The 20,051-nt window shown below is 71.3% G+C and carries 15 protein-coding genes and 1 other RNA gene; 9 read left to right on the forward strand and 7 right to left on the reverse strand.

Annotated features, from left to right (window positions below; genetic code table 11):
* Window positions 1–3,112, reverse strand: a 3,112-nt coding sequence (locus AOK24_RS32530; protein ID WP_055723615.1) for an FHA domain-containing protein, incomplete at its 3' end; no start/stop codon positions are given.
* A gap of 423 nt (window positions 3,113–3,535) precedes the next feature.
* On the opposite strand from AOK24_RS32530, the gene AOK24_RS32535 reads away from it, so the two are divergent.
* The 4 genes from AOK24_RS32535 to AOK24_RS32550 all read left to right on the forward strand — a co-directional run bounded on the left by AOK24_RS32535 (window position 3,536) and on the right by AOK24_RS32550 (window position 9,047).
* Window positions 3,536–5,284, forward strand: a complete 1,749-nt coding sequence (locus AOK24_RS32535; protein WP_055723616.1) for a serine/threonine-protein kinase — start codon at window positions 3,536–3,538, stop codon at window positions 5,282–5,284.
* 112 nt (window positions 5,285–5,396) lie between these two features.
* Entirely contained in the window at window positions 5,397–6,626 is a 1,230-nt protein-coding gene (locus AOK24_RS32540) for a serine/threonine-protein kinase (RefSeq protein ID WP_055723617.1), read from the forward strand.
* A gap of 57 nt (window positions 6,627–6,683) precedes the next feature.
* Window positions 6,684–7,790 carry a peptide chain release factor 2 gene (prfB, locus tag AOK24_RS32545; RefSeq protein ID WP_055723618.1) on the forward strand — a complete coding sequence of 369 codons (1,107 nt, stop codon included), beginning with the start codon at window positions 6,684–6,686 and terminating at the stop codon, window positions 7,788–7,790.
* A gap of 306 nt (window positions 7,791–8,096) precedes the next feature.
* Entirely contained in the window at window positions 8,097–9,047 is a 951-nt protein-coding gene (locus AOK24_RS32550; RefSeq protein ID WP_055723619.1) for a hypothetical protein, read from the forward strand.
* Window positions 9,048–9,148: 101 nt separating this feature from the next.
* Here AOK24_RS32550 and AOK24_RS32555 read toward each other — a convergent pair whose 3' ends face one another.
* The gene (locus tag AOK24_RS32555; protein WP_055723620.1) at window positions 9,149–9,340 is read right to left on the reverse strand and encodes a hypothetical protein; all 192 of its coding nucleotides are present in this window, start codon (window positions 9,338–9,340) and stop codon (window positions 9,149–9,151) included.
* Between the two features lie 247 nt (window positions 9,341–9,587).
* Here AOK24_RS32555 and ftsE point away from each other — a divergent pair, with 247 nt between their 5' ends.
* From ftsE to ssrA, 5 genes are all read left to right on the forward strand, one after another.
* Window positions 9,588–10,277 (forward strand): cell division ATP-binding protein FtsE, encoded by a 690-nt coding sequence (gene ftsE, locus AOK24_RS32560; RefSeq protein ID WP_055723621.1) that lies wholly within the window; start codon window positions 9,588–9,590, stop codon window positions 10,275–10,277.
* Window positions 10,278–10,312: 35 nt separating this feature from the next.
* On the forward strand, window positions 10,313–11,230 hold the full coding sequence (ftsX, locus tag AOK24_RS32565) for a permease-like cell division protein FtsX (RefSeq protein ID WP_055723622.1): 918 nt from the start codon (window positions 10,313–10,315) through the stop codon (window positions 11,228–11,230).
* Between the two features lie 67 nt (window positions 11,231–11,297).
* Complete coding sequence (locus AOK24_RS32570; protein ID WP_055723623.1) at window positions 11,298–12,452, forward strand: S41 family peptidase; 1,155 nt, start codon at window positions 11,298–11,300, stop codon at window positions 12,450–12,452.
* Between the two features lie 62 nt (window positions 12,453–12,514).
* Window positions 12,515–13,057 (forward strand): SsrA-binding protein SmpB, encoded by a 543-nt coding sequence (gene smpB, locus AOK24_RS32575; protein ID WP_055723624.1) that lies wholly within the window; start codon window positions 12,515–12,517, stop codon window positions 13,055–13,057.
* Between the two features lie 104 nt (window positions 13,058–13,161).
* Window positions 13,162–13,549, forward strand: a transfer-messenger RNA (tmRNA) gene (gene ssrA / locus AOK24_RS45100).
* A 53-nt stretch (window positions 13,550–13,602) separates the two neighbouring features.
* Here the strand turns inward: ssrA and AOK24_RS32580 are convergent.
* From AOK24_RS32580 to AOK24_RS32600, 5 genes are read right to left on the reverse strand one after another with little or no spacing between them, the layout of a single operon-like run.
* On the reverse strand, window positions 13,603–14,604 hold the full coding sequence (locus AOK24_RS32580; protein WP_193554994.1) for a LacI family DNA-binding transcriptional regulator: 1,002 nt from the start codon (window positions 14,602–14,604) through the stop codon (window positions 13,603–13,605).
* On the reverse strand, window positions 14,604–16,856 hold the full coding sequence (gene yicI, locus AOK24_RS32585) for an alpha-xylosidase (RefSeq protein WP_055723625.1): 2,253 nt from the start codon (window positions 16,854–16,856) through the stop codon (window positions 14,604–14,606). The genes AOK24_RS32580 and yicI overlap by 1 nt, the downstream gene beginning before the upstream one ends.
* Before the next feature lie 48 nt (window positions 16,857–16,904).
* On the reverse strand, window positions 16,905–17,669 hold the full coding sequence (locus AOK24_RS32590; RefSeq protein WP_055723628.1) for a carbohydrate ABC transporter permease: 765 nt from the start codon (window positions 17,667–17,669) through the stop codon (window positions 16,905–16,907).
* Window positions 17,670–17,722: 53 nt separating this feature from the next.
* Window positions 17,723–18,622 (reverse strand): carbohydrate ABC transporter permease, encoded by a 900-nt coding sequence (locus AOK24_RS32595; protein ID WP_055723626.1) that lies wholly within the window; start codon window positions 18,620–18,622, stop codon window positions 17,723–17,725.
* A complete protein-coding gene (locus AOK24_RS32600) occupies window positions 18,619–19,911 on the reverse strand; it encodes an ABC transporter substrate-binding protein (protein WP_206191298.1) in 1,293 nt (430 codons plus the stop codon). Before AOK24_RS32600 ends, AOK24_RS32595 begins: the two co-directional genes overlap by 4 nt.
* Window positions 19,912–20,051: the final 140 nt, after the last annotated feature.

A 20,051-nucleotide genomic window follows, 5' to 3' on the forward strand; every position in this document is an offset into this window, starting at 1 on the left:
TCCCGGCGCCTCGGGGCGCGGGGGTGCTCTGGCTCGCGGTGGCCTGGACCGCGCCCGTGTGCGCCGGGACGCCCTGCGCGGGGACGGTGTGGCCGGACGCGGTATGACCGGATGCGGTGTGGCCGGGTGTCGCGTGCTGGGCTGCGGTGCCCGGCGCGGCTGCCTGGCGCGCGGGGGCCTGGAGGGACGCCGCGCGCTGGTTCACCAGGTGCCCGGACAGCGTGCGGTGGGTGTGCCAGTCCGTGAAGTCCGTGCGGCCCAGGAGCTCGGCGCGCCGCTTCAGCTCGGCCGTCAGGGCCTGCGCGAACTCCCGCATGACCACCGGGTCGTTGGCGGTCAGGTGCGTCGTCACGTGCGGGAGGTCCGTGCACACGCGCAGGCCCTCGCCGGAGCGGCCCAGGCTGTCGCGGCCGTCCATCAGGACGACGCTCAGCCGGTCCGGGCGCTCGGCCGCCGCCAGCGACGCGACGATCGCCCGCAGCAATTCCGTACGCCCGCTGCCGTCCGGCCCCTCGATCAGCAGGTGCGGGCCGTCGGCGACCAGATCGGCGGCGACCGGCCCGCGCGCGCCCGCGCCGAGGACGGCCAGCGCGCGCCCGCCGACCGCGTCGGCGTCGTCCGCCGCGTCCGCCCAGCGGGCCATCAGCGAGGCCGGGGTGGCCCGCGCCAGGCCCAGTTCGTCGAGCAGGCGCGCGGACTGCGGCAGGGGCACCGCCACGCGCGCGTGCCCCTCGCCCGGGGCCGCGTCCGGCCGCAGCGGCGCCAGCGCCCGCGCGAACCGCTCGGCCCACGCGGCGGACACGGCATCCACCGCGCCCACGGTCCCCTCACCCACCGGACCACCGCCCGGCGCGACCCGCACGAGCCGCAGCACCGTCGCCACGTCCCCGCCGAGCAGCCCGACCGCCCCGCACTCCCGCAGCAGCGGCACGACCGCGCACGCCGCCTCGTACGCCCCCGCCACGGGCAGCGTCAGCGACCCCGGGTCCGTCTCCGACAGCACCAGCACATGCACCCCGACCTCGGGCCCGCGCCGCACCAGCCGCCCGAGCGCCTCACGCAACGCGGGCGTGCCGGGGTCGCCGTCCACGACGACCACCGTGTACGGGCCCGGGAACACCGGCGCGCGGTCCTCCTGCGCCCACGAGGGACGGGACCGGGCGGTCGCCCCGGGGGCGTCGTCGGACGCGTGGGCGTGGTGCGAGCCACGGGACTGGGCCGGGAGCGACACGCCGGGGGCGGCGGGTGTGCCGGAGCGGTACGTCGAGTCGGTGCCGTCCGTCGCGTCGCCGCCGGACGGCGAACCTCCCGCGCGGGGCGCGCTGTTCGGGGACGAGCCGTGCGCCGGGTCGTCCGCGCGCGGGTGCTCGCCGGGCCGCCCGCCCGCGCGCGAGGCGTCGCGTTCGTCCAGCCGGTGCAGCAACTCCTGCACGCGGGCCGTCGCCTGTTCGTGGTCGTGGGCCAGGAGGAGGCGGCAGTCCTGCGAGTGGGCCGGGCGCACGTGCGGCAGCCAGCCGAGCCACGCCCACTCGGCGGCGCGGTCGGCCGCCGGGCGGGCACGGTCGGTCGTCAGGAGGACGATCTCCAGGGTGTCCGGCGAGTGCAGCGCGGCGAACTGCGCGAGGACCGCGCGCGCCAGCCCCGACAGCCGGGGCCGGGGACCGGCGAGCCCCAGCGCCCCCGCCTCGCGCAGACCGGCGGTGACCGGGACGGCGGGCAGGACCGCGCCGTCGGCCGTCGTACGGTCGGCGGTCGCCAGGCGGACCGTCAGGAACTCGGAGTGCCCCGGGGCGCGCTCCCACAGGCGCGGGCCGGGACCCAGCGCCGTCAGCAGCAGGGCGGCGGGGTCGGGCCAGATCTCGGGGCCGGGCGGGGCGACGACCGACGGCGCCCGCTCGGCCGTACGGTCCTCGGCGTCGTACCCCTCCGGCGTCCCCGGCGTGTTCCGGTTCCCGGTCAGCCGCCGCGCCCACGCGGAGAGTCCACCGCGCTTGCGGCTGCCCTGAGAGGGCTCCTCCTGCGCGCCGTGCACACCGTCGCCCGCGCGGGTGCGCGGGGCTTCGGCCTGGTCCGCTGCGGGGGACGCGAAGCCCGAGCGACCGCCGTGGGTCTCGCCTGCGGCGGGGGCGTACGGGTCGGCATGGCCGGCGGAGCGCCTGGCGACCGGGCGGGCCCCTCCGGGCAACGTCCCGTCGAACCGGGCACGGCCGTCGCTCTCGGCCCGACCGCCGGCCCCGCCACGGCCTTCGAACCCGGTGCCCCCACCAGGGCTCTCCGCCCCGGCTCCCGCTCCGCTCTCCCGATCACCCGGAGCCCGGCTCTCCACCCGAGGCGCACCGCCCTGCCCCGGCACCAGCCGTCCCGCGCCCGCGTGCGAGGAACCCCACGCCGGATCGACACCCCCGTACGCGTGCCCCGTCCCGCCCGCGTCCTCGACGCCCTCGGCGCGCGCGTGCGCGACCCGCACGTGCCCCTCGCCGTCCGGCGTCGTCGGCACCCGGGTCGCCGTCTCCCCGGGGGGAGCCAGCCGCAGGGCGGACTCGCCGATGCGCAGGAGCGCGCCCGGCGGGAAGTGGACGGCGCGGTCGGTGACGCGCGTGCCGTCGAGGGTGGTGCCGTTGGTGGAGCCGAGGTCGGTGACGGTGACCCGGCCGTCGGGGGCGAGGGTGACCGCGCAGTGGACGCGGGAGACGTCCGGGTCGTCGAGGGGGACGTCCGCCTCGGTGGAGCGGCCGACGCGGATCTGCCCGCCGTGCAGGAGGTGCACCCCGCCCGCGTCGGGGCCCGCGACCACGTGCAGGCGCGCGGGCGCGTCGTCGATCTCGGGGTGCGCCTCGGGGGCGGCCGGGACGGCCAGGGAGAGGACGGCGCCGTCGGTGAGGGGCGGCTCGCCGAGCGTCGTGCGCGTCGCGTCCAGCCGCTGCTCGCCCGCGTACAGGACGACCGCCCCGCCACCGGGGGCCTCGCCGGTCACGGCCGACGCCAGCGCGGAGGCGACCGCGGCCAGGGCGGTGCCCGCCGGGGCCGTCACCAGCACGTCGCTGCTCGCGCTCCGGCCCCGGGCCTCGGAGACCGGGGCCTGCGGGTCTACGACGGTCAGCCGGATCTGCATCGCCGTCAGCGGTCCCTTCTGCCCCGGGCGCGGGCTTCCCCCGCCCCGCACGGGCGCGTCGGCCAGTACTGGGGGCATCCTCGCACCTGTCACTGACAACGTGCCCGCCCCCGACCGCCGAGTGATCTTGATTGGTCGGCTCTGCCCGTAAAAGTGCCGGACGGATGGTCGGTCGATGATCACTTGAGATCCGTCACGTTTCGGGCCCGGCAACCATCGGACCGCGGAACGCGTCTTTCCGGTGAAGCCGGAGGACTTCCCGGTCTTACCCGGTCATTCGGCGTCAGGATGTTGACAGGCCCTCGAACGCGCGCGGGAGGACGCCCGTACCCATGACCGGACGACAGCCCCGTCACCGGGTCGCAGCACTACAGTGGTCGGAACATATGCAGGCACATCGGCAATCACCAGGGAGCGCGTGACGTGCGGCCAGTCGGCAGCAAGTACTTGCTTGAGGAGCCGCTCGGACGCGGCGCCACGGGCACCGTCTGGCGTGCCCGCCAGCGGGAAGCCGCGGGCGCCGAGGCCGCCGTGGCCGGTCAGCCCGGTGAGACCGTCGCCATCAAGGTCCTCAAGGAGGAGTTGGCGAGCGACCCCGATGTCGTGATGCGGTTCCTGCGCGAGCGCTCGGTGCTGCTGCGCCTGACCCACCCGAACATCGTCCGGGTCCGCGACCTGGTCGTCGAGGGCGACCTCCTGGCCCTGGTCATGGACCTCGTCGAGGGCCCCGACCTGCACCGCTACCTGCGCGAGAACGGCCCCTTCAGCCCCGTCGCCGCCGCCCTGCTGACCGCGCAGATCGCCGACGCGCTCGCGGCGAGCCACGCGGACGGCGTGGTCCACCGCGACCTGAAGCCCGCCAACGTCCTGCTGCGCCAGCAGGGCGGCCAGATGCACCCCCTGCTGACCGACTTCGGCATCGCCCGCCTCGCCGACTCCCCGGGCCTGACCCGCACCAGCGAGTTCGTCGGTACGCCCGCGTACGTCGCGCCGGAGTCCGCCGAGGGCCGCCCGCAGACGTCCGCAGTGGACATCTACGGCGCCGGCATCCTGATGTACGAGCTGGTCACCGGCCGTCCGCCGTTCGCCGGGGGCTCCGCCCTCGAAGTCCTGCACCAGCACCTGAGCGCCGAACCGCGCCGCCCCTCCACCGTCCCGGAACCCCTGTGGACGGTCATCGAGCGCTGCCTGCGCAAGAACCCCGCCGAACGCCCCGGGGCGCAGTCCCTCGCGCGCGCACTGCGCATCGTCGCCGAGGGCACCGGCGTGCACGCGAACTCGATGCAGATCGCCGCCGCCGAGGGCGTCGGCCACATCCTCACGCCCGACCCGGCCCCCGCGGCCGTCCCGGGCGCCGACGGCTCCGCCGACCCGACCCAGGTGCTGCCGCACAGCGCACCCGCGGGCGCGTACGACCCCAACGCGGCCACCAGCGTGCTCCCGCACACGGGCGCCGCCGACCCCACCGCCGTCCTCCCGCACGCGGGCGCGGCGGACCCGACGGCCGTCCTCCCGCCGGTCCCCCCGGGGCAGCAGGGACAGCCGGGCCAGCAGAGCCAGCAGGGCCCCGGCCAGCAGGAGCCGCACCCCTGGCAGAACCAGCTGCGCGCCGCGCGCGACCGCAACGAGCAGACGCAGGTCCAGTACCTGGACCCCGGCGAGGACCCGCTGCGCCGCCGCCCCCAGCGGCAGGTCGCCCACCCTCAGCAGCAGCCGCAGCAGTACCCCCAGCAGCAGCCGCAGCAGCCGTACCGGCAGCCCCCGCAGGGCCGCCCGCCGCAGGGCCGTCAGCAGGGCGGCCCGTCCGCGCAGGCGTACGGCTACCAGCAACAGCCGCCCCAGCAACAGCAGTACGCGCCCCCGCAGCCGCCGCCCCAGCAGCAGCGGTACGCCCCCGCGCCCACGCCGGAGCGGCGTCAGCCCCAGCGGCCCGCCCCCGAGCCGCGCGAGCGCGAGCCGCGTCGGCGCGGCGCCAACCCGATGCGCATCCCCGGGCTCGGCTGCCTCAAGGGCTGCCTGTTCACGATTCTCATCCTGTTCGTCGCGAGCTGGCTGATCTGGGAGTTCTCGCCCCTCCAGGACTGGATCGGGAGCGGCAAGGGCTACTGGGACCAGCTCACCGACTGGTTCTCCACGGTCACCGGGTGGTTCGACAACCTGTCGGGCAACTGATCGACGAGTTTGGGAATTTGTCGACATCTGGCGGGTGATTTCCGCCTCCGCTGTGAAGGTCGGCTCTTCGGACGCGTACGTTTAGCCGCAACACGCGTCGGTAGGAGCAGTCTTGGCACGGAAGATCGGCAGCCGGTACACCGCCCACCAGATCCTGGGGCGGGGCAGCGCCGGCACGGTGTGGCTCGGCGAGGGACCCGAAGGGCCCGTCGCGATCAAGCTCCTGCGCGAGGACCTCTCCTCGGACGAGGAACTCGTCGGGCGGTTCGTCCAGGAGCGCACGGCGCTGCTCGGGCTCTCCCACCCGAACGTGGTCTCCGTGCGGGACCTGGTGGTCGACGGCAACGACCTCGCGCTCGTCATGGACCTCGTCCGGGGCACGGACCTGCGCACGCGCCTGGACCGCGACCGGCGGCTCGCCCCCGAGGCCGCCGTCGCGATCGTCGCGGACGTCGCCGAGGGCCTCGCCGCCGCGCACGCCGCAGGGGTCGTACACCGCGACGTGAAGCCCGAGAACGTCCTCCTGGACATGCAGGGGCCCCTCGGGCCCGGCGGGTCCCACCAGGCGCTCCTGACGGACTTCGGCGTCGCGAAGCTGATCGACACCCCGAAGCGCACCAAGGCCACGAAGATCATCGGAACACCCGACTACCTGGCCCCCGAGATAGTCGAAGGGCTCCCCCCGCGCGCGTCGGTCGACATCTACGCCCTCGCGACGGTCCTCTACGAACTGCTCGCCGGGTTCACGCCCTTCGGCGGCGGCCACCCCGGAGCCGTCCTGCGGCGGCACGTCACCGAGTCCGTCGCGCCCCTGCCGGGCATCCCCGACGAGCTGTGGCAGCTCCTCGTCCAGTGCCTCGCCAAGGCACCCGCCTCGCGCCTGCGCGCGTCCGAACTCGCCGCGCGCCTGCGCGAGCTGCTGCCGTCCCTCGCGGGGATGCCGCCGCTGGACGTCGACGAACCCGAGACGGAGGCCGACGAGACCGCCGACGAGCCCGAGCCCGACCCCGCCGCCCCCGGCAGAGCCGTACGCCGCGGCGCGGTGCCGCTCGTGCCGGGCGCCAAGCCGGACTCCAACCGGGACACCCATACGTCGATGAGGGTGCCGGCCGCCGACGAGCTCGCGGGGGGCGCGCACGGCACCGCCCGCGTCCCGCGCGCCTCCGGCGCCCCCCGGCCCGGCTCGGCCCGCAACCGTGCCTCCACGCGCAGGCGCAGGGTGATCATCAGCGTCACCGGGGTCGCCGTCGCCGCGGCCGTGGGCGTGGGCGCCTGGTTCGCGACGTCGGACGGCGAGGCGCCCGCGCGGGAGACGGGAAACTCGTCGCCCGCCTCCCCCTGACCCCCTCCGCACGGCGGCAGCGGCGGCGTTGTCAGTCGTTGCCGTTAGGCTGGGGGTGTGGCAGTCGTCGATGTATCCGAAGAGCTGAAGTCCCTCTCCTCGACCATGGAGTCGATCGAGGCCGTCCTGGACCTCGACAAACTGAGGGCAGACATCGCCGTGCTCGAGGAGCAGGCGGCGGCGCCGTCCCTGTGGGACAACCCGGACGAGGCGCAGAAGATCACCAGCAAGCTGTCCCACCTCCAGGCCGAGGTCAGGAAGGCGGACACGCTGCGCGGTCGGATCGACGACCTCGCCGTCCTCTTCGAGATGGCCGACGAGGAGGACGACCCGGACACCCGCGCGGAGGCCGAGTCCGAGCTCACGGCCGTCCGCAAGGCGCTGGACGAGATGGAGGTCCGTACGCTGCTCAGCGGCGAGTACGACTCCCGCGAGGCGCTCGTCAACATCCGCGCGGAGGCCGGTGGCGTGGACGCCGCCGACTTCGCGGAGAAGCTCCAGCGGATGTACCTGCGGTGGGCGGAGCAGAAGGGCTACAAGACCGAGCTGATCGAGACGTCGTACGCCGAAGAGGCCGGCATCAAGTCGACGACGTTCGCGGTGCACGTGCCGTACGCGTACGGACAGCTCTCCGTCGAGCAGGGCACCCACCGGCTCGTACGGATCTCGCCCTTCGACAACCAGGGGCGGCGGCAGACGTCGTTCGCGGGTGTCGAGGTGCTGCCGGTGGTCGAGCAGACCGACCACGTCGAGATCGACGAGTCCGAGCTGCGGGTCGACGTCTACCGGTCGTCCGGCCCCGGCGGGCAGGGCGTCAACACCACGGACTCCGCGGTGCGGCTCACCCACATCCCCACCGGCATCGTCGTCTCCTGCCAGAACGAGCGCTCGCAGATCCAGAACAAGGCGACCGCGATGAACGTCCTCCAGGCGAAGCTCCTCGAACGGCGCCGGCAGGAGGAGCAGGCCAAGATGGACGCGCTCAAGGGGGACGGCGGCAACTCCTGGGGCAACCAGATGCGTTCGTACGTCCTGCACCCGTACCAGATGGTCAAGGACCTGCGGACCGAGTTCGAGGTCGGCAACCCCGAGGCCGTGTTCAACGGCGAGATCGACGGGTTCCTGGAGGCCGGGATTCGCTGGCGCAAGCAGCAGGAGAAGTAGAGCTGTAGGTTTGTCGACAAGGCAATCGCCCCTGGAAATGGGGCGATTGCCTTTTGTCTGCCCTGGTGTCTGGGTTTTACGTCACACTCACAGATTCCGACACCCGGCATAGCGTGCGCAGCTGGACATTGCGCCCGCAACGGCCTTGACGCTGCTGGGAAAAATCGGGAGGGTGCAATCTGGCACGCGTTGTCTGCGAGGCGCATGTGAACCGGGGGGCGTGGATCATCTCAGCCGTCCCCCGTCGATCACCGCTTCGACGACGCTGCCCCTCCCTGACGAACAGCTACTGGGGGTAGCAGCCATATGACCAAGAAGACGCGCGTCCGTATCGCGCGTATAGCCGCCGGCTCCATCATGGCCGCCGGCGCGTCCCTGACGGTGGCCGGCATCGCCTCCGCCGACCCGGGCGACCCGCCGCCGCCGGAGTGCCCCATCGGGATCTGCCCGGACCCGCCGACGACCGGCGGTACGTCGTCCGGTACGACGGGTGAGACGACGTCCACGGGTGGCTCCAGCACCACGGGCGAGACCACCTCGACGGGCGGGTCCAGCACGACCGGTGAGACGACGTCCACGGGCGGGTCCAGCACCACGGGCGAGACCACGTCCACGGGCGGCTCGACCACGACCGGCGGCTCCACCTCGTCGACCGGTGGCTCGTCCTCCACGGCCGGTGGCCTGATCTCGATCGGCGGCACGTCCTCCAGCGGCGGTTCGTCCTCGACCGGTGGTTCGTCCACCTCGGGCGGCTCGTCGTCGACGGGCGGCTCCACCACGACGACCGGTGGCTCGTCCTCCACGGGCGGCTCGTCCTCGACCGGCGGTTCGTCCTCCACGGGCGGCTCGTCGTCGACGGGCGGCTCCACCTCGTCGACCGGTGGTTCGTCCTCCACGGGCGGTTCCACCACCACGGGCGGCTCGACCGCGACCGGCGGCTCCACCGGCACCAGCGGCTCGACCTCCGGCGGCTCCACCTCCGGCGGACCCAGCACCGAGTCCACCGGTGGCAGCAGCGGCGGCCCCTCCGCCCAGGAAGAGGGCAGCTCCGCGCTGACCGACACCTCGGCGACCTCGGGTTCCGGCACGACCGGCTCCTCCGAGGCCACCGCGCAGGGCGGCAACGAGGAACTCGCCGAGACCGGTGCGGGCCAGACCATGTTCCTGGTCATCGGCGCCGCGACGATGATCGTCGGCGGTGTCGGCTTCCGCGTCCTGCCGCGCCTCGTCGAGGGCCGTGGCGGCGCTGCTGCCTGAGCCGGCGGCCGTACGCCTCGTAGCCGGCGGCCGTACGCCCCGTAGCTGAAGGAGAGGCCCGGAGCTGATGCTCCGGGCCTCTTCGCGCGCTTGCGGGCCCGCTACGCGGTCTGGTGGGCCAGCAGGGCCACCGCCGCGACGAGGACGACGAGCGCGGCGACCAGCGCCGCGGGGCTCAGCGAGCCCAGCCAGTTCTCCTGCTGAAGCCGCTGGCGGTTCGCCCGGCACACCGGGCACCGGCCCTCGCTCACGGGCGCCGCGCAGTTAGCGCACACCAGCCGGTCGTACGTCATGCGCTCGCCCTCCTTCGCACCGGTTCTGCTCTCCACAACGCTCCGGGAGACGGATACGTTCCCGCTCTTCTACTGTGCCAGGTTCCCCCGGGACCCGCGCCGGATCGCCCGGGACGAGGGCGGGCGCCCCTTCCCCGCCCGCGCGCAAATACACACAAGCCACACCCAACAGTGACGGCCGCCTGCGCCGCCTCACCCGCTTCGCGTATGGTCACGCTCATCTACCCCCGGCGACCCGTGGTGCACCGTGATCCGATTCGACAACGTCTCCAAGGTCTACCCCAAGCAGACCCACCCCGCTCTCAGGGAGGTGTCCCTTGAGGTGGAGAAGGGCGAGTTCGTCTTCCTCGTCGGCTCCTCCGGCTCCGGGAAGTCGACCTTTCTGCGGCTGATCCTGCGCGAGGAGCGGTGCAGCCACGGCCAGGTGCACGTCCTGGGCAAGGACCTCGCCCGGCTGTCCAACTGGAAGGTGCCGCAGATGCGCCGCCAGCTCGGGACGGTCTTCCAGGACTTCCGCCTGCTGCCGAACAAGACGGTCGCCGAGAACGTCGCCTTCGCGCAGGAGGTCATCGGCAAGTCGAAGGGCGAGATCCGCAAGTCGGTGCCCCAGGTCCTCGACCTGGTCGGGCTCGGCGGCAAGGAGGACCGGCGTCCCGGTGAGCTGTCCGGCGGTGAGCAGCAGCGCGTCGCCATCGCGCGCGCGTTCGTCAACCGCCCCAAGCTGCTGATCGCGGACGAGCCGACCGGCAACCTCGACCCGCAGACCTCCGTCGGCATCATGAAACTGCTCGACCGCATCAACCGGACGGGTACGACGGTCATCATGGCGACGCACGACCAGAACATCGTCGACCAGATGCGCAAGCGCGTCATCGAGCTGGAGAAGGGCCGCCTCGTCCGCGACCAGGCCCGCGGCGTCTACGGCTACCAGCACTGACCGTCCCCAGGTCCCACGGAAAGGCTTGAAGCGCCATGCGCGCCCAGTTCGTCCTCTCGGAGATCGGTGTCGGTCTCCGCCGCAACCTGACGATGACCTTCGCGGTCATCGTCTCCGTGGCCCTCTCGCTGGGTCTCTTCGGCGGCTCGCTGCTGATGAGCGACCAGGTCAGCACGATGAAGGGCTACTGGTACGACAAGGTCAACGTCTCGATCTTCCTCTGCAACAAGAGCGACGCCGAGTCCGACCCCAACTGCGCCAAGGGCGCGGTGACCGCAGACCAGAAGCAGCAGATCAAGACCGACCTGGAGAAGATGTCGGTCGTCCAGACGGTGACGTACGAATCGCAGGACGAGGCGTACAAGCACTACAAGGAGCAGTTCGGCGACTCGCCGCTGGCCGCGTCCCTCACGCCGGACCAGATGCAGGAGTCGTACCGGATCAAGCTGAAGGACCCGGAGAAGTACCAGGTCATCGCGACCGCGTTCAACGGGCGTGACGGCGTCCAGTCCGTACAGGACCAGAAGGGGATCCTGGACAACCTCTTCGAACTGCTCAACCTGTTGAACCGGGCGGCACTCGGCGTGATGGCGTTGATGCTCGTCGTGGCATTGATGCTGATCGTCAACACGGTGCGGGTGTCGGCGTTCAGCCGTCGGCGTGAGACGGGGATCATGCGGCTCGTCGGCGCCTCCGGGTTCTACATCCAGGCGCCGTTCATCGCGGAGGCGGCGGTCGCCGGGTTCATCGGCGGGGTGCTCGCGTGCGTCGGTCTGACGCTCGGCCGGTACTTCACGATCGACCACGGCATGGCCCTGTCGCAGAAGCTCACCCTCATCAACTTCATTGGCTGGGACGCCCTGCTGACGAAGCTTCCGCTGATCCTCGCGGCGAGCCTGCTGATGCCCGCCCTTGCCGCCTTCTTCGCGTTGCGCAAGTACCTGAAGGTGTGACACATGCCAAGAGGGCCGTACGGACAACTGCCCGTACGGCCCTTTCGCTTCCCCTAGACTCACGGCCATGTCAGGCCCCGACCTGTTCTCGCAGCCCCGCCGCTTCGGCCGCGGGGCCGCCCTGACCTTGGTGTTCGCGAGCGTGCTGGTGGCGGGGGCCGCGACGGGATCGCTGCCGCAGGGGAGCGAGGAGACGGGGGCGGCCCGGTCCGTCGTCCCCGACGCGCGACGGCAGGTGGCGCAGGCGGCGGCCGACGCGATGGCCGCGGGCAAGTCCCCCACGGAGGCCGCCGAGCGCGCGGTGAGCCGTAGCGGGGACCGCTGGGCGGCCGTCTACTCGCAGGGCGAGTACGAGGAGTTCGAGCAGTCCCTCGACGGCGAGTACACCGGCGTCGGGCTGTGGGCGCGCCGCGAGTCCGACGGCGCGATCGCCGTCAGCAAGGTCAGCGGGGGCTCGCCCGCGCAGGCGGCCGGCATCCGCGCGGGCGACCGCCTCACCAGCGTCGACGGGCGCGCCGTGGACGGGCTGCCGGTCACCGACGTCCTGTCCCTGCTGCGCGGCGACGCGACCGACGCGCCCGCGGGTACGGCCGTCCGGCTGGGCCTGTCGCGCGGCGCGCGCGCATGGGACGAGACGGTACGGCGCGCGACGCTCTCCACCGAACCGGTGACCGTGCGGAAGATCGCCGGTGGGGGAACTCTTGTTCGAGTCTCCGCGTTCACCAAGGGAGTGGGCGAGGCGGTACGGGCCGCCGTGCGAGAGGTGTCGGGAGGCGTGGTGCTGGATCTGCGGGGGAACTCGGGCGGGCTGGTCACCGAGGCGGTCGGCGTCGCCTCGGTCTTCCTCGACGGCGGCCTGGTCGCGACGTACGACACGGACGGCACCGAGCACGCCCTGCACGCGGACGCGGGGGGTGACACCACCAGACCCCTGGTCGCGCTGGTCGACGGCGGCACGATGAGCGCGGCCGAGCTGCTGACCGGGGCGCTCCAGGACCGCGGTCGCGCGGTCGTCGTCGGCAGCCGCACGTTCGGGAAGGGCTCGGTCCAGATGCCGACGAGGCTGCCGGACGGGTCGGTCGCGGAGCTGACGGTGGGGCACTACCGGACGCCGTCCGGGCACGCGGTGGACGGGGTGGGGATCGCACCGGACCTGGAGGTGGAGGCCGGGGTGCTGGAGCGGGCGGAGCGGGTGCTGAGCGGGTCGGGGCGGACGCCGTAGCGGAAACGGCTTTCCCTTCGGGGCGGGGCTGGTGCGAAAATGGCGGGACTATGAGCAAGGGAATGTACGTACCGAAGGAGTCCCAGCCCAAGCAGGGCGGCGGGGGCGGCAAGGCGCGGGACGGCGAGAAGGGGGGGAAGAAGAAGATCGTCGCGCAGAACAAGAAGGCCCGGCACGACTACGCGATCATCGACACCTACGAGGCGGGCCTCGTCCTCATGGGGACCGAGGTCAAGTCGCTGCGCGAGGGGCGGACCTCGCTGGCCGACGGGTTCGTGCAGATCGACGGGGGCGAGGCGTGGCTGCACAACGCGCACATCCCGGAGTACCACCAGGGCAGCTGGACCAACCACTCCGCGCGCCGCAAGCGCAAGCTGCTCCTGCACCGCGAGGAGATCGACAAGCTCGCGGTCAAGGCGGAGGAGACCGGCCACACGATCGTGCCGCTCGCCCTGTACTTCAAGGACGGCCGCGCGAAGGCCGAGATCGCGCTCGCGCGCGGCAAGAAGGAGTACGACAAGCGGCAGACCCTGCGCGAGAAGCAGGACCGGCGCGAAACCGACCGGGCGATCGCGGCGGCGAAGCGGCGCCAGCGGGAAGGCTGACGACCGGGAATACGGTGGCATCCGTGCGCGTTGGTCACGTACGATGGCGTCAACGCCGACTCCGGTCGGTGAGCACCCCCTCGGGGGTTTTGAAAAATCAACATGGGGATGATCGGTTTCGACAGCGGTTGTCGAAGCAGGGGAAGCGTGTCGAGGAAGCGGCAATGATCTCGTAAACCATATGTCGCAACCAATAATCGCCAACACCAAGAGCGATTCCCGCGTCTTCGCCCTCGCTGCCTAATAAGCAGTGAGCGAAGACCCTTAACGGGTGTCAGCCCGGGAGTGTTCCCGACCCGGACCCTGGCATAATCTAGGGGACTAAACCATCCAACCCGGTCACGGGGTTGGATGGGAAATCAAACAGTGACTGGGCCCGTCGGCGACTTGTTCGCGTGATCACCGGGGCCGAGAAAATCACAGCGAACTGCACACGGAGAAGCCCTGATTCCGCACCGTTGGACGCGGGTTCGATTCCCGCCATCTCCACATCCCATGTGGCCAGAGGCCCCGTCGCTTTCGAGCGCCGGGGCCTCCGGCTTTTCCTATGCGTGCCGAGGTGCCGTACTCGCCCTCGGCGTGAGCGCCGCGGGCAGCAGCGTCGTCTCCGACACCGGCTCTCCCGCGAGCTTCTCCATCAGCAGCTCCACGGCCCGCGTACCGACCTGCCCGGACGGCAGCGCGACGGAGGTGACCTGGAGGTGCTCGGCGAGGTCGGCGGGGCAGATCGCGGTGACCGAGAGATCGCCGGGAACGCTCAGCCCGAGCTGGTGGAACGCGCCGATGAGGGGTTCGAGCACCGCCTCGTTGTGGACGACGACCCCGGTCAACGCCGGCTGCTCCCGCAGCAGTTGCTCGGCGACCCGGCGGGCCGCGGCGGGGCTCGCCTCGCAGGGGTGCACGGCGGACTGGAGCCCGGCCCGGTCGGCGGCTGCGGTGAACCCTTGGACGACACGCTGCGCGAACGCGGTCTGCCGGACGTACACCTCCGGCGGCGACCCCACCAGCGCGACGGCCCGGTGCCCGAGCCGGGCGAGATGCTCGACGCACACCTCGCCCGCCGCCCGGAAGTCCAGGTCGATACAGGTGAGCCCCTGCGGGCTGAGCGGGAACCCGATCATCACCGTCGGCCGCTCCAGCGAACGCAGCAACGACAGCCGGGGGTCGTGGAGTTGTACGTCCATCAGGATCAGCGCGTCCACCTGCGCCGTCTCCGCGACGCGCCGCAACCCCTCCTCGCCCTCCTCCCGTGTCAGGAGCAGCACGTCGTGGTCGTAGCGCCGCGCGGCCGTCACCACCGACCCCACGAACTGCATGACGACGGGGACGTGCATGCCGGCGCGCAGGGGGACGACGAGGGCGAGCACCTTGGACCGGCTGCTGGCCAGCGCGCGGGCACCGGCGTGCGGCCGGTAGCCGAGGTCGCGGACGGCGTCCTGCACCCGGCGCCGGGTCTCCTCGGAGATCGGCCGCTTGCCGCTCAGCGCGTACGACACGGTGCTCGGGGAGACCCCGGCGAGCCGCGCCACATCGGTGATCTTGACCATCAGCCCAACTCCACCGTCAGGAAGCCGCATCCGGCCTCCGCCCGCGCCACCCGGTCCCCGGCGGCGAGCGCCCACGGCGCCGCCGGATCACTGGCGGACGCCCGCAGCGTGTTCCCTTCCCGTACGACGGTGAAACTCACCTCCCCCGCGCGCACGGTGACCTGTGCGCCCCGCTCCAGCCCGTACGTCCGCAGGGTGACCCCGTCGGCGTACGGGTAGTCGGGCCGGTCGGCGTGCGCGCCCACCGGGATCACCGCGCCGGGCCGCACCAGCAGCGGGATGCTCAGGAACCCGTGCGTCTCGCGCACCCAGCGCGGGCCGGTGACGACGCGGCCGGTGAAGAAGTCGGTCCAGTCGCCCTCGGGGACGTAATACCGCACGTCTCCTTGGTCGTTGAAGACCGGCGCCACCAACAGGTCGCCGCCCAGCATGTACTGGCGCTCCAGATGCGCGCAGCCGGGGTCGTCCGGGAACTCCAGGACCATCGCGCGCATCACCGGCACCCCTTCCTCGTGCGCGGTGCGCGCCGCCTCGTACAGGTACGGCATGAGCCGCAGCTTCAGCCGCGTGAACAGCCGCAGGACGTCGACGGATTCGTCGTCGAAGAGCCACGGCACGCGGTACGAGGAGCTGCCGTGCAGGCGGCTGTGCGAGGACAACAGGCCGAAGGCCAGCCAGCGTTTGAACAGGGCCGGGGTCGGGGTGCCCTCGAAGCCGCCGATGTCGTGGCTCCAGTAGCCGAACCCGGACAGGCCCAGCGACAGGCCGCCGCGCAGCGACTCGGCCATCGCCTCGTACGTCGACTCGCAGTCGCCGCCCCAGTGAACGGGGTACTTCTGGCTGCCGGTTGTGGCCGAGCGGGCGAAGACGACCGCCTCGCCCTCGCCGCGGTGCTTGCGCAGGACGTCGAAGACGGTGCGGTTGTAGAGGTACGAGTAGTAGTTGTGCATGCGCTCCGGGTCGGAGCCGTCGGACCAGGCCACGTCCGTCGGAACGCGCTCGCCGAAGTCGGTCTTGAAGCAGTCGACGCCCTGGTCGAGGAGCTTCTCCAACTTCGACGCGTACCAGTCGCGGGCCGCCGGATCGGTGAAGTCGACCAGGGCCATACCGGGTTGCCACAGATCCCACTGCCAGACGCTGCCGTCCGGCCGCTTCAGGAGGTGCCCCAGCTCCTTGCCCTCCGCGAACAGCGGGGAGCGCTGGGCGATGTAGGGGTTGATCCACACGCAGACGCGCAGCCCCTTCGCCTTCAGCCGGGCCAGCATGCCCTCCGGGTCGGGGAAGACGCGCGGGTCCCACTCGAAGTCGCACCAGTTCAGCTCGCGCATCCAGAAGCAGTCGAAGTGGAAGACGGACAACGGGAGTTCACGCGCCCGCATGCCCTCGATGAACGAGGTGACCGTCTCCTCGTCGTACGAGGTGGTGAACGACGTCGACAGCCACAGCCCGAACGACCAGGCCGGCGGGAGCGCGGGCCGGCCGGTGAGGGCCGTGTACTTGCGCAGGATGTCCTTCGGGGTGGGGCCGTAGATGACGTAGTACGTCAACTCCTGGGCCTCGACGCTGAACTGGACCCGGGAGACCGCCTCGGAGCCGACCTCGAAGGACACCTTGCCCGGGTGGTCGACGAAGACGCCGTACCCGGCGTCGGTGAGGTAGAACGGCATGTTCTTGTACGCCTGTTCGGTGGCCGTGCCGCCGTCGGCGTTCCAGATGTCCACCACCTGGCCGTTCTTGACGACCGGGCCGAACCGCTCGCCGAGTCCGTACACCGACGCCCCTACGCCCAGGGCGAGTTGCTCGCGCAGGTAGTGGGCGTCGGTGCGGGCGTCGCGCATGATGCCCATGCCCTTGGGGCCGCTGGAGGTGAGCGAGCGGCCGTGGGCGCGGAAGTCGAGGTGCCAGGGTCCGGTGCGGGTGACCTTCAGGGACAGCTCGCCCGAGGTGAGGGTCGCGTGGTCGGCTTCGTAGGACAGCTGCGGGGTGAACTCCTCTGCCGTCAGGTCGAATCGGGGTGAGGGCGGACGGTCGCCCCGGAAGTGGGCGAAGGTGACGCCGATGACGTCGGGCATCGGGGTGTGCGCGCTGATCGTCACGACCGGTCCCTTCAGCAGGTCGCCGCGGTGGCGGATGGGCTGGGTCGGCGCGTGGATCTCCAGCGTGCCGTCCGCCGCGGCGACGTCGAGCACCTCGGCGGGGTGGGCCGCGGTGATGCCGTCGCGCAGCAGCCAGTAACCATCGGTGAACTTCACGTGGAGGGTCCTTACTTGGCGGGATGGGTGGTCTCGGCCGGGCGTTCCTTACTTGACGGCGCCCACGGCGATACCGCGGGTGAGCGTGCGCTGGAAGACGAGGAAGAAGACGAGCGCCGGCAACACGCCCAGCAGAGCGGCCGCGTTGGTCATCGTGGCGTCCATCAGGCGCTGGCCCTGGAGGACGCCGAGCGCGACCGACACCGTCTGGTTGTCGTTCGAGATCAGCATCACCAGCGGCAGCAGGAACTCGTTCCACGTCCACACGAAGAAGAAGACGAGCAGGACACCGAGGGTGGGACGGCTCATCGGTACGACGATCCGCCACAGCACCTGCCACTTGTTCGCGCCGTCCACGTGCGCCGCCTCGACCACCTCGCGCGGGAACCTGCCGAGGACGGCCGACAGCAGGTACGTGCCGAACGCCGCCTGGATCACCGTGAACACGATGATGACGCTCAACCTCGTGTCGTACAGGCCGAGTTGCTTGCTCAGGTAGTACACGGGGTAGACCAGGGCCTCCTGCGGGACGACGTTCGCCAGGACGAAGAAGGCGAGGATCCAGGGGCGGCCCTTGATGCGGCCGATGCCGATCGCGTACGCGTTGAGGAGGGACAGCAGGGTCGCCAGGATCGCCACCGAGCCGCTGATCAACGCGGAGTTGACGAGTTTCTGCGTGTAGTCGACGCGGGTCCAGAAGCTCTTGAGGCCGTCGAGGTAGAGGCCGTCCGGGAGACTGAGGGGGCCGTTCTGGGCGTACTCCGCAGGGGACTTGACGGCGTTGAGGGTGACGATCAGGAACGGGGTGATCATGAAGAGGGCGGCGAGGCAGAGGGCGAGGAGAACGGGATAACGCTTCAGGGCTTTCAACTCGGCTCCTCCTCCTGCCTGTTCTGGAGTCTCAGCGCGATCAGCGACAGCGCGAGGATCAGTACGGTCAGCACCGTCGAGATCGCCGCCCCGTACCCGACCTGCGTCTTCTCGAAGAACGTGGTGAACGAGAAGTACGACGGCACGTCCGTCGCCCCGCCGGGCCCGCCCTTCGTCAGGACGTACACCGCGCCGAACACCTTGAGCGCGGCGATCGTGCACCAGGTCAGCACCACGGAGATCTCGGGGCGGATCTGCGGCAGCGTGATGTGCCAGAAGCGGCGCCACCAGCCCGCGCCGTCCAACTCGGCCGCCTCGTGCAGCTGGGGGTCGACGCGTTCGAGTCCGGCCATGAACACCACGAGCGGGAAGCCGAGTTGGACCCAGACCATGACGCCCATGACGCTGTAGAGGGCGAAGTCCGGGTCGCCCAGCCAGTCCTGCCGCCAGCTCGACAGGCCGATGGCCGACAGGAGTTCGTTGAGCGAGCCGTTGTCCGGGGCGAGGATCCAGCTCCACACGATGCCGGCGACCGCGATCGGCAGTACCTGCGGCAGGTAGAAGCAGGCCCGCAGAACCGTCGTGACCCTGCTGCCGAAGTGCTTGCCGACGTAGTCGAACAGGGCGGCGGCCAGGACGAGTCCGACGGCCGTGGGCAGCGCCGCCATCGCCACGACCATGAACAGGCTGTGCCGGAACGACTCCCAGAACGCCGAATCGTCCAGCAGCTCCCGGTAGTTGGCGAGACCGGCCCACTCCGGGGTGCCGACGCCCTGCCAACTCGTGAAGCTCACACCGGTGTTCATCAGGAACGGCACGATGACGACCGCGAGGAACGCGAGGACGCCGGGGACCAGGAAGAGCGCGTACGGCGCCGAGCGGCGCGGAGCCGTCATGAGGACGGGACACCCTTGTCGTACGCCTTCTTCACCGCGTCGAGGTACTCCTCGGGCTTCTCGCTGCCGGTGATCAGCTTCTGCGTCTCCGAGACCAGGACGTCGTAGAAGCCGGGGATCGGCCAGTCGGGGTAGAAGGCGAGGCCGTCACGGGCGGTCAACGCGTTGAAGTCCGTGATGAGTTGCTTCGACTTGGGGTCGGTGATCGCGTTCGCGTCCGCCGCGACGGGCACGCCGCCCTTGTTGCCGAGCAGGTTCTGGATCTTCTTCGACAGGGTGATGTCGATGAAGTCGTAGGCGAGTTGCTTGTTCTTCGCGCTCTTCGGTACGACCCAGAGGTTCCCGCCCGAGCCGAGCGTGAGTTTCGACTCCGGCCACAGGGTCGTGCCCCAGTCGAATGTCGCCTCCGACTGGAAGCGGCCGTACCACCAGCTCCCCGAGAACAGGATCGGCGCCTTGCCCTGGAGGAAGGAGACGCCCGCCTGCTCGGCCGTCATGCCGCTCGAACTCTTCGCTATGTAGCCCTTGTCGACCCACTCCGCGAACGTCTCGGCGGCGTACGTCCAGGCCGTGTCGTGGAAGTCGGGCTTGCCCTTGTACAGCTCGTAGGCGTCGACCCAGGAGCGGTCCGCCTTCGAGAGGGCCAGCTGGTAGAGGTACTGGTGGGCGAGGTACTCCGCGCCCGAGTTGGCCAGCGGGGTGACGCCCTTCTCCTTGAACTTCCGCAGGGCCGCCGTGAGTTGCGCCAACGTTGTCGGCTCCTGGACGGCGTACTTCCTGAAGAGGTCCTTGTTGAGGTAGATCATCGTGTACTCGGCGTAGTTGGGGATGCCGTACCAACTGCCGGAGCCCATCACGCCGTTGGTGTCGTACTGGCTGGTCGTGCGGACGCCCGGGCCCAGCAGTTTGTCCCAGCCCCGCTTCGTCACCTCCGGGGTGAGGTCGGTCAGCAGGCCCTGTTTCGACAGGAGGCCCGCCGTCGCGTTGCCCTTGTTGTACTCCATCAGGTCCGGTGCGTCCGAGGAGTTGAGGACCATCGGGGCCGTCTTCTGGATCTGCTCGAAGCTCTTCTCCTCGAACTTCACCTTGACGCCCGGGTGTCGGGCCTCGAACTCCTTGATCGCCTCCGTCCACGCCACGCCCATCGCGCTGTTGGGGGCCTCGTAGTGCCACAGGCGCAGGGTGTTCGCGTCGGAGCCCCCGTCTCCCGAGCCTCCGCAGGATGCGAGGAGGAGGGCCGTACTCAGTGCCGCCGCTGTCGTCAGTGTCCGCCGTCGTGCCGTCAACATCCAGGTTCTCCAAGGGAGTCGGATGGGTCTTCGGGCTGGCCTGGCCGGCGTCACGCGGGTGTTCGTCGAATCGATTCGATGCGTGACGTCGAAGCGCTTCGACGGAGGAAGTTATTGGGTGGGTGGGGGTGCGTCAATGG

Origin of the sequence: Streptomyces niveiscabiei (genome assembly GCF_001419795.1) — a bacterium.
GTDB lineage: Bacteria > Actinomycetota > Actinomycetes > Streptomycetales > Streptomycetaceae > Streptomyces > Streptomyces niveiscabiei.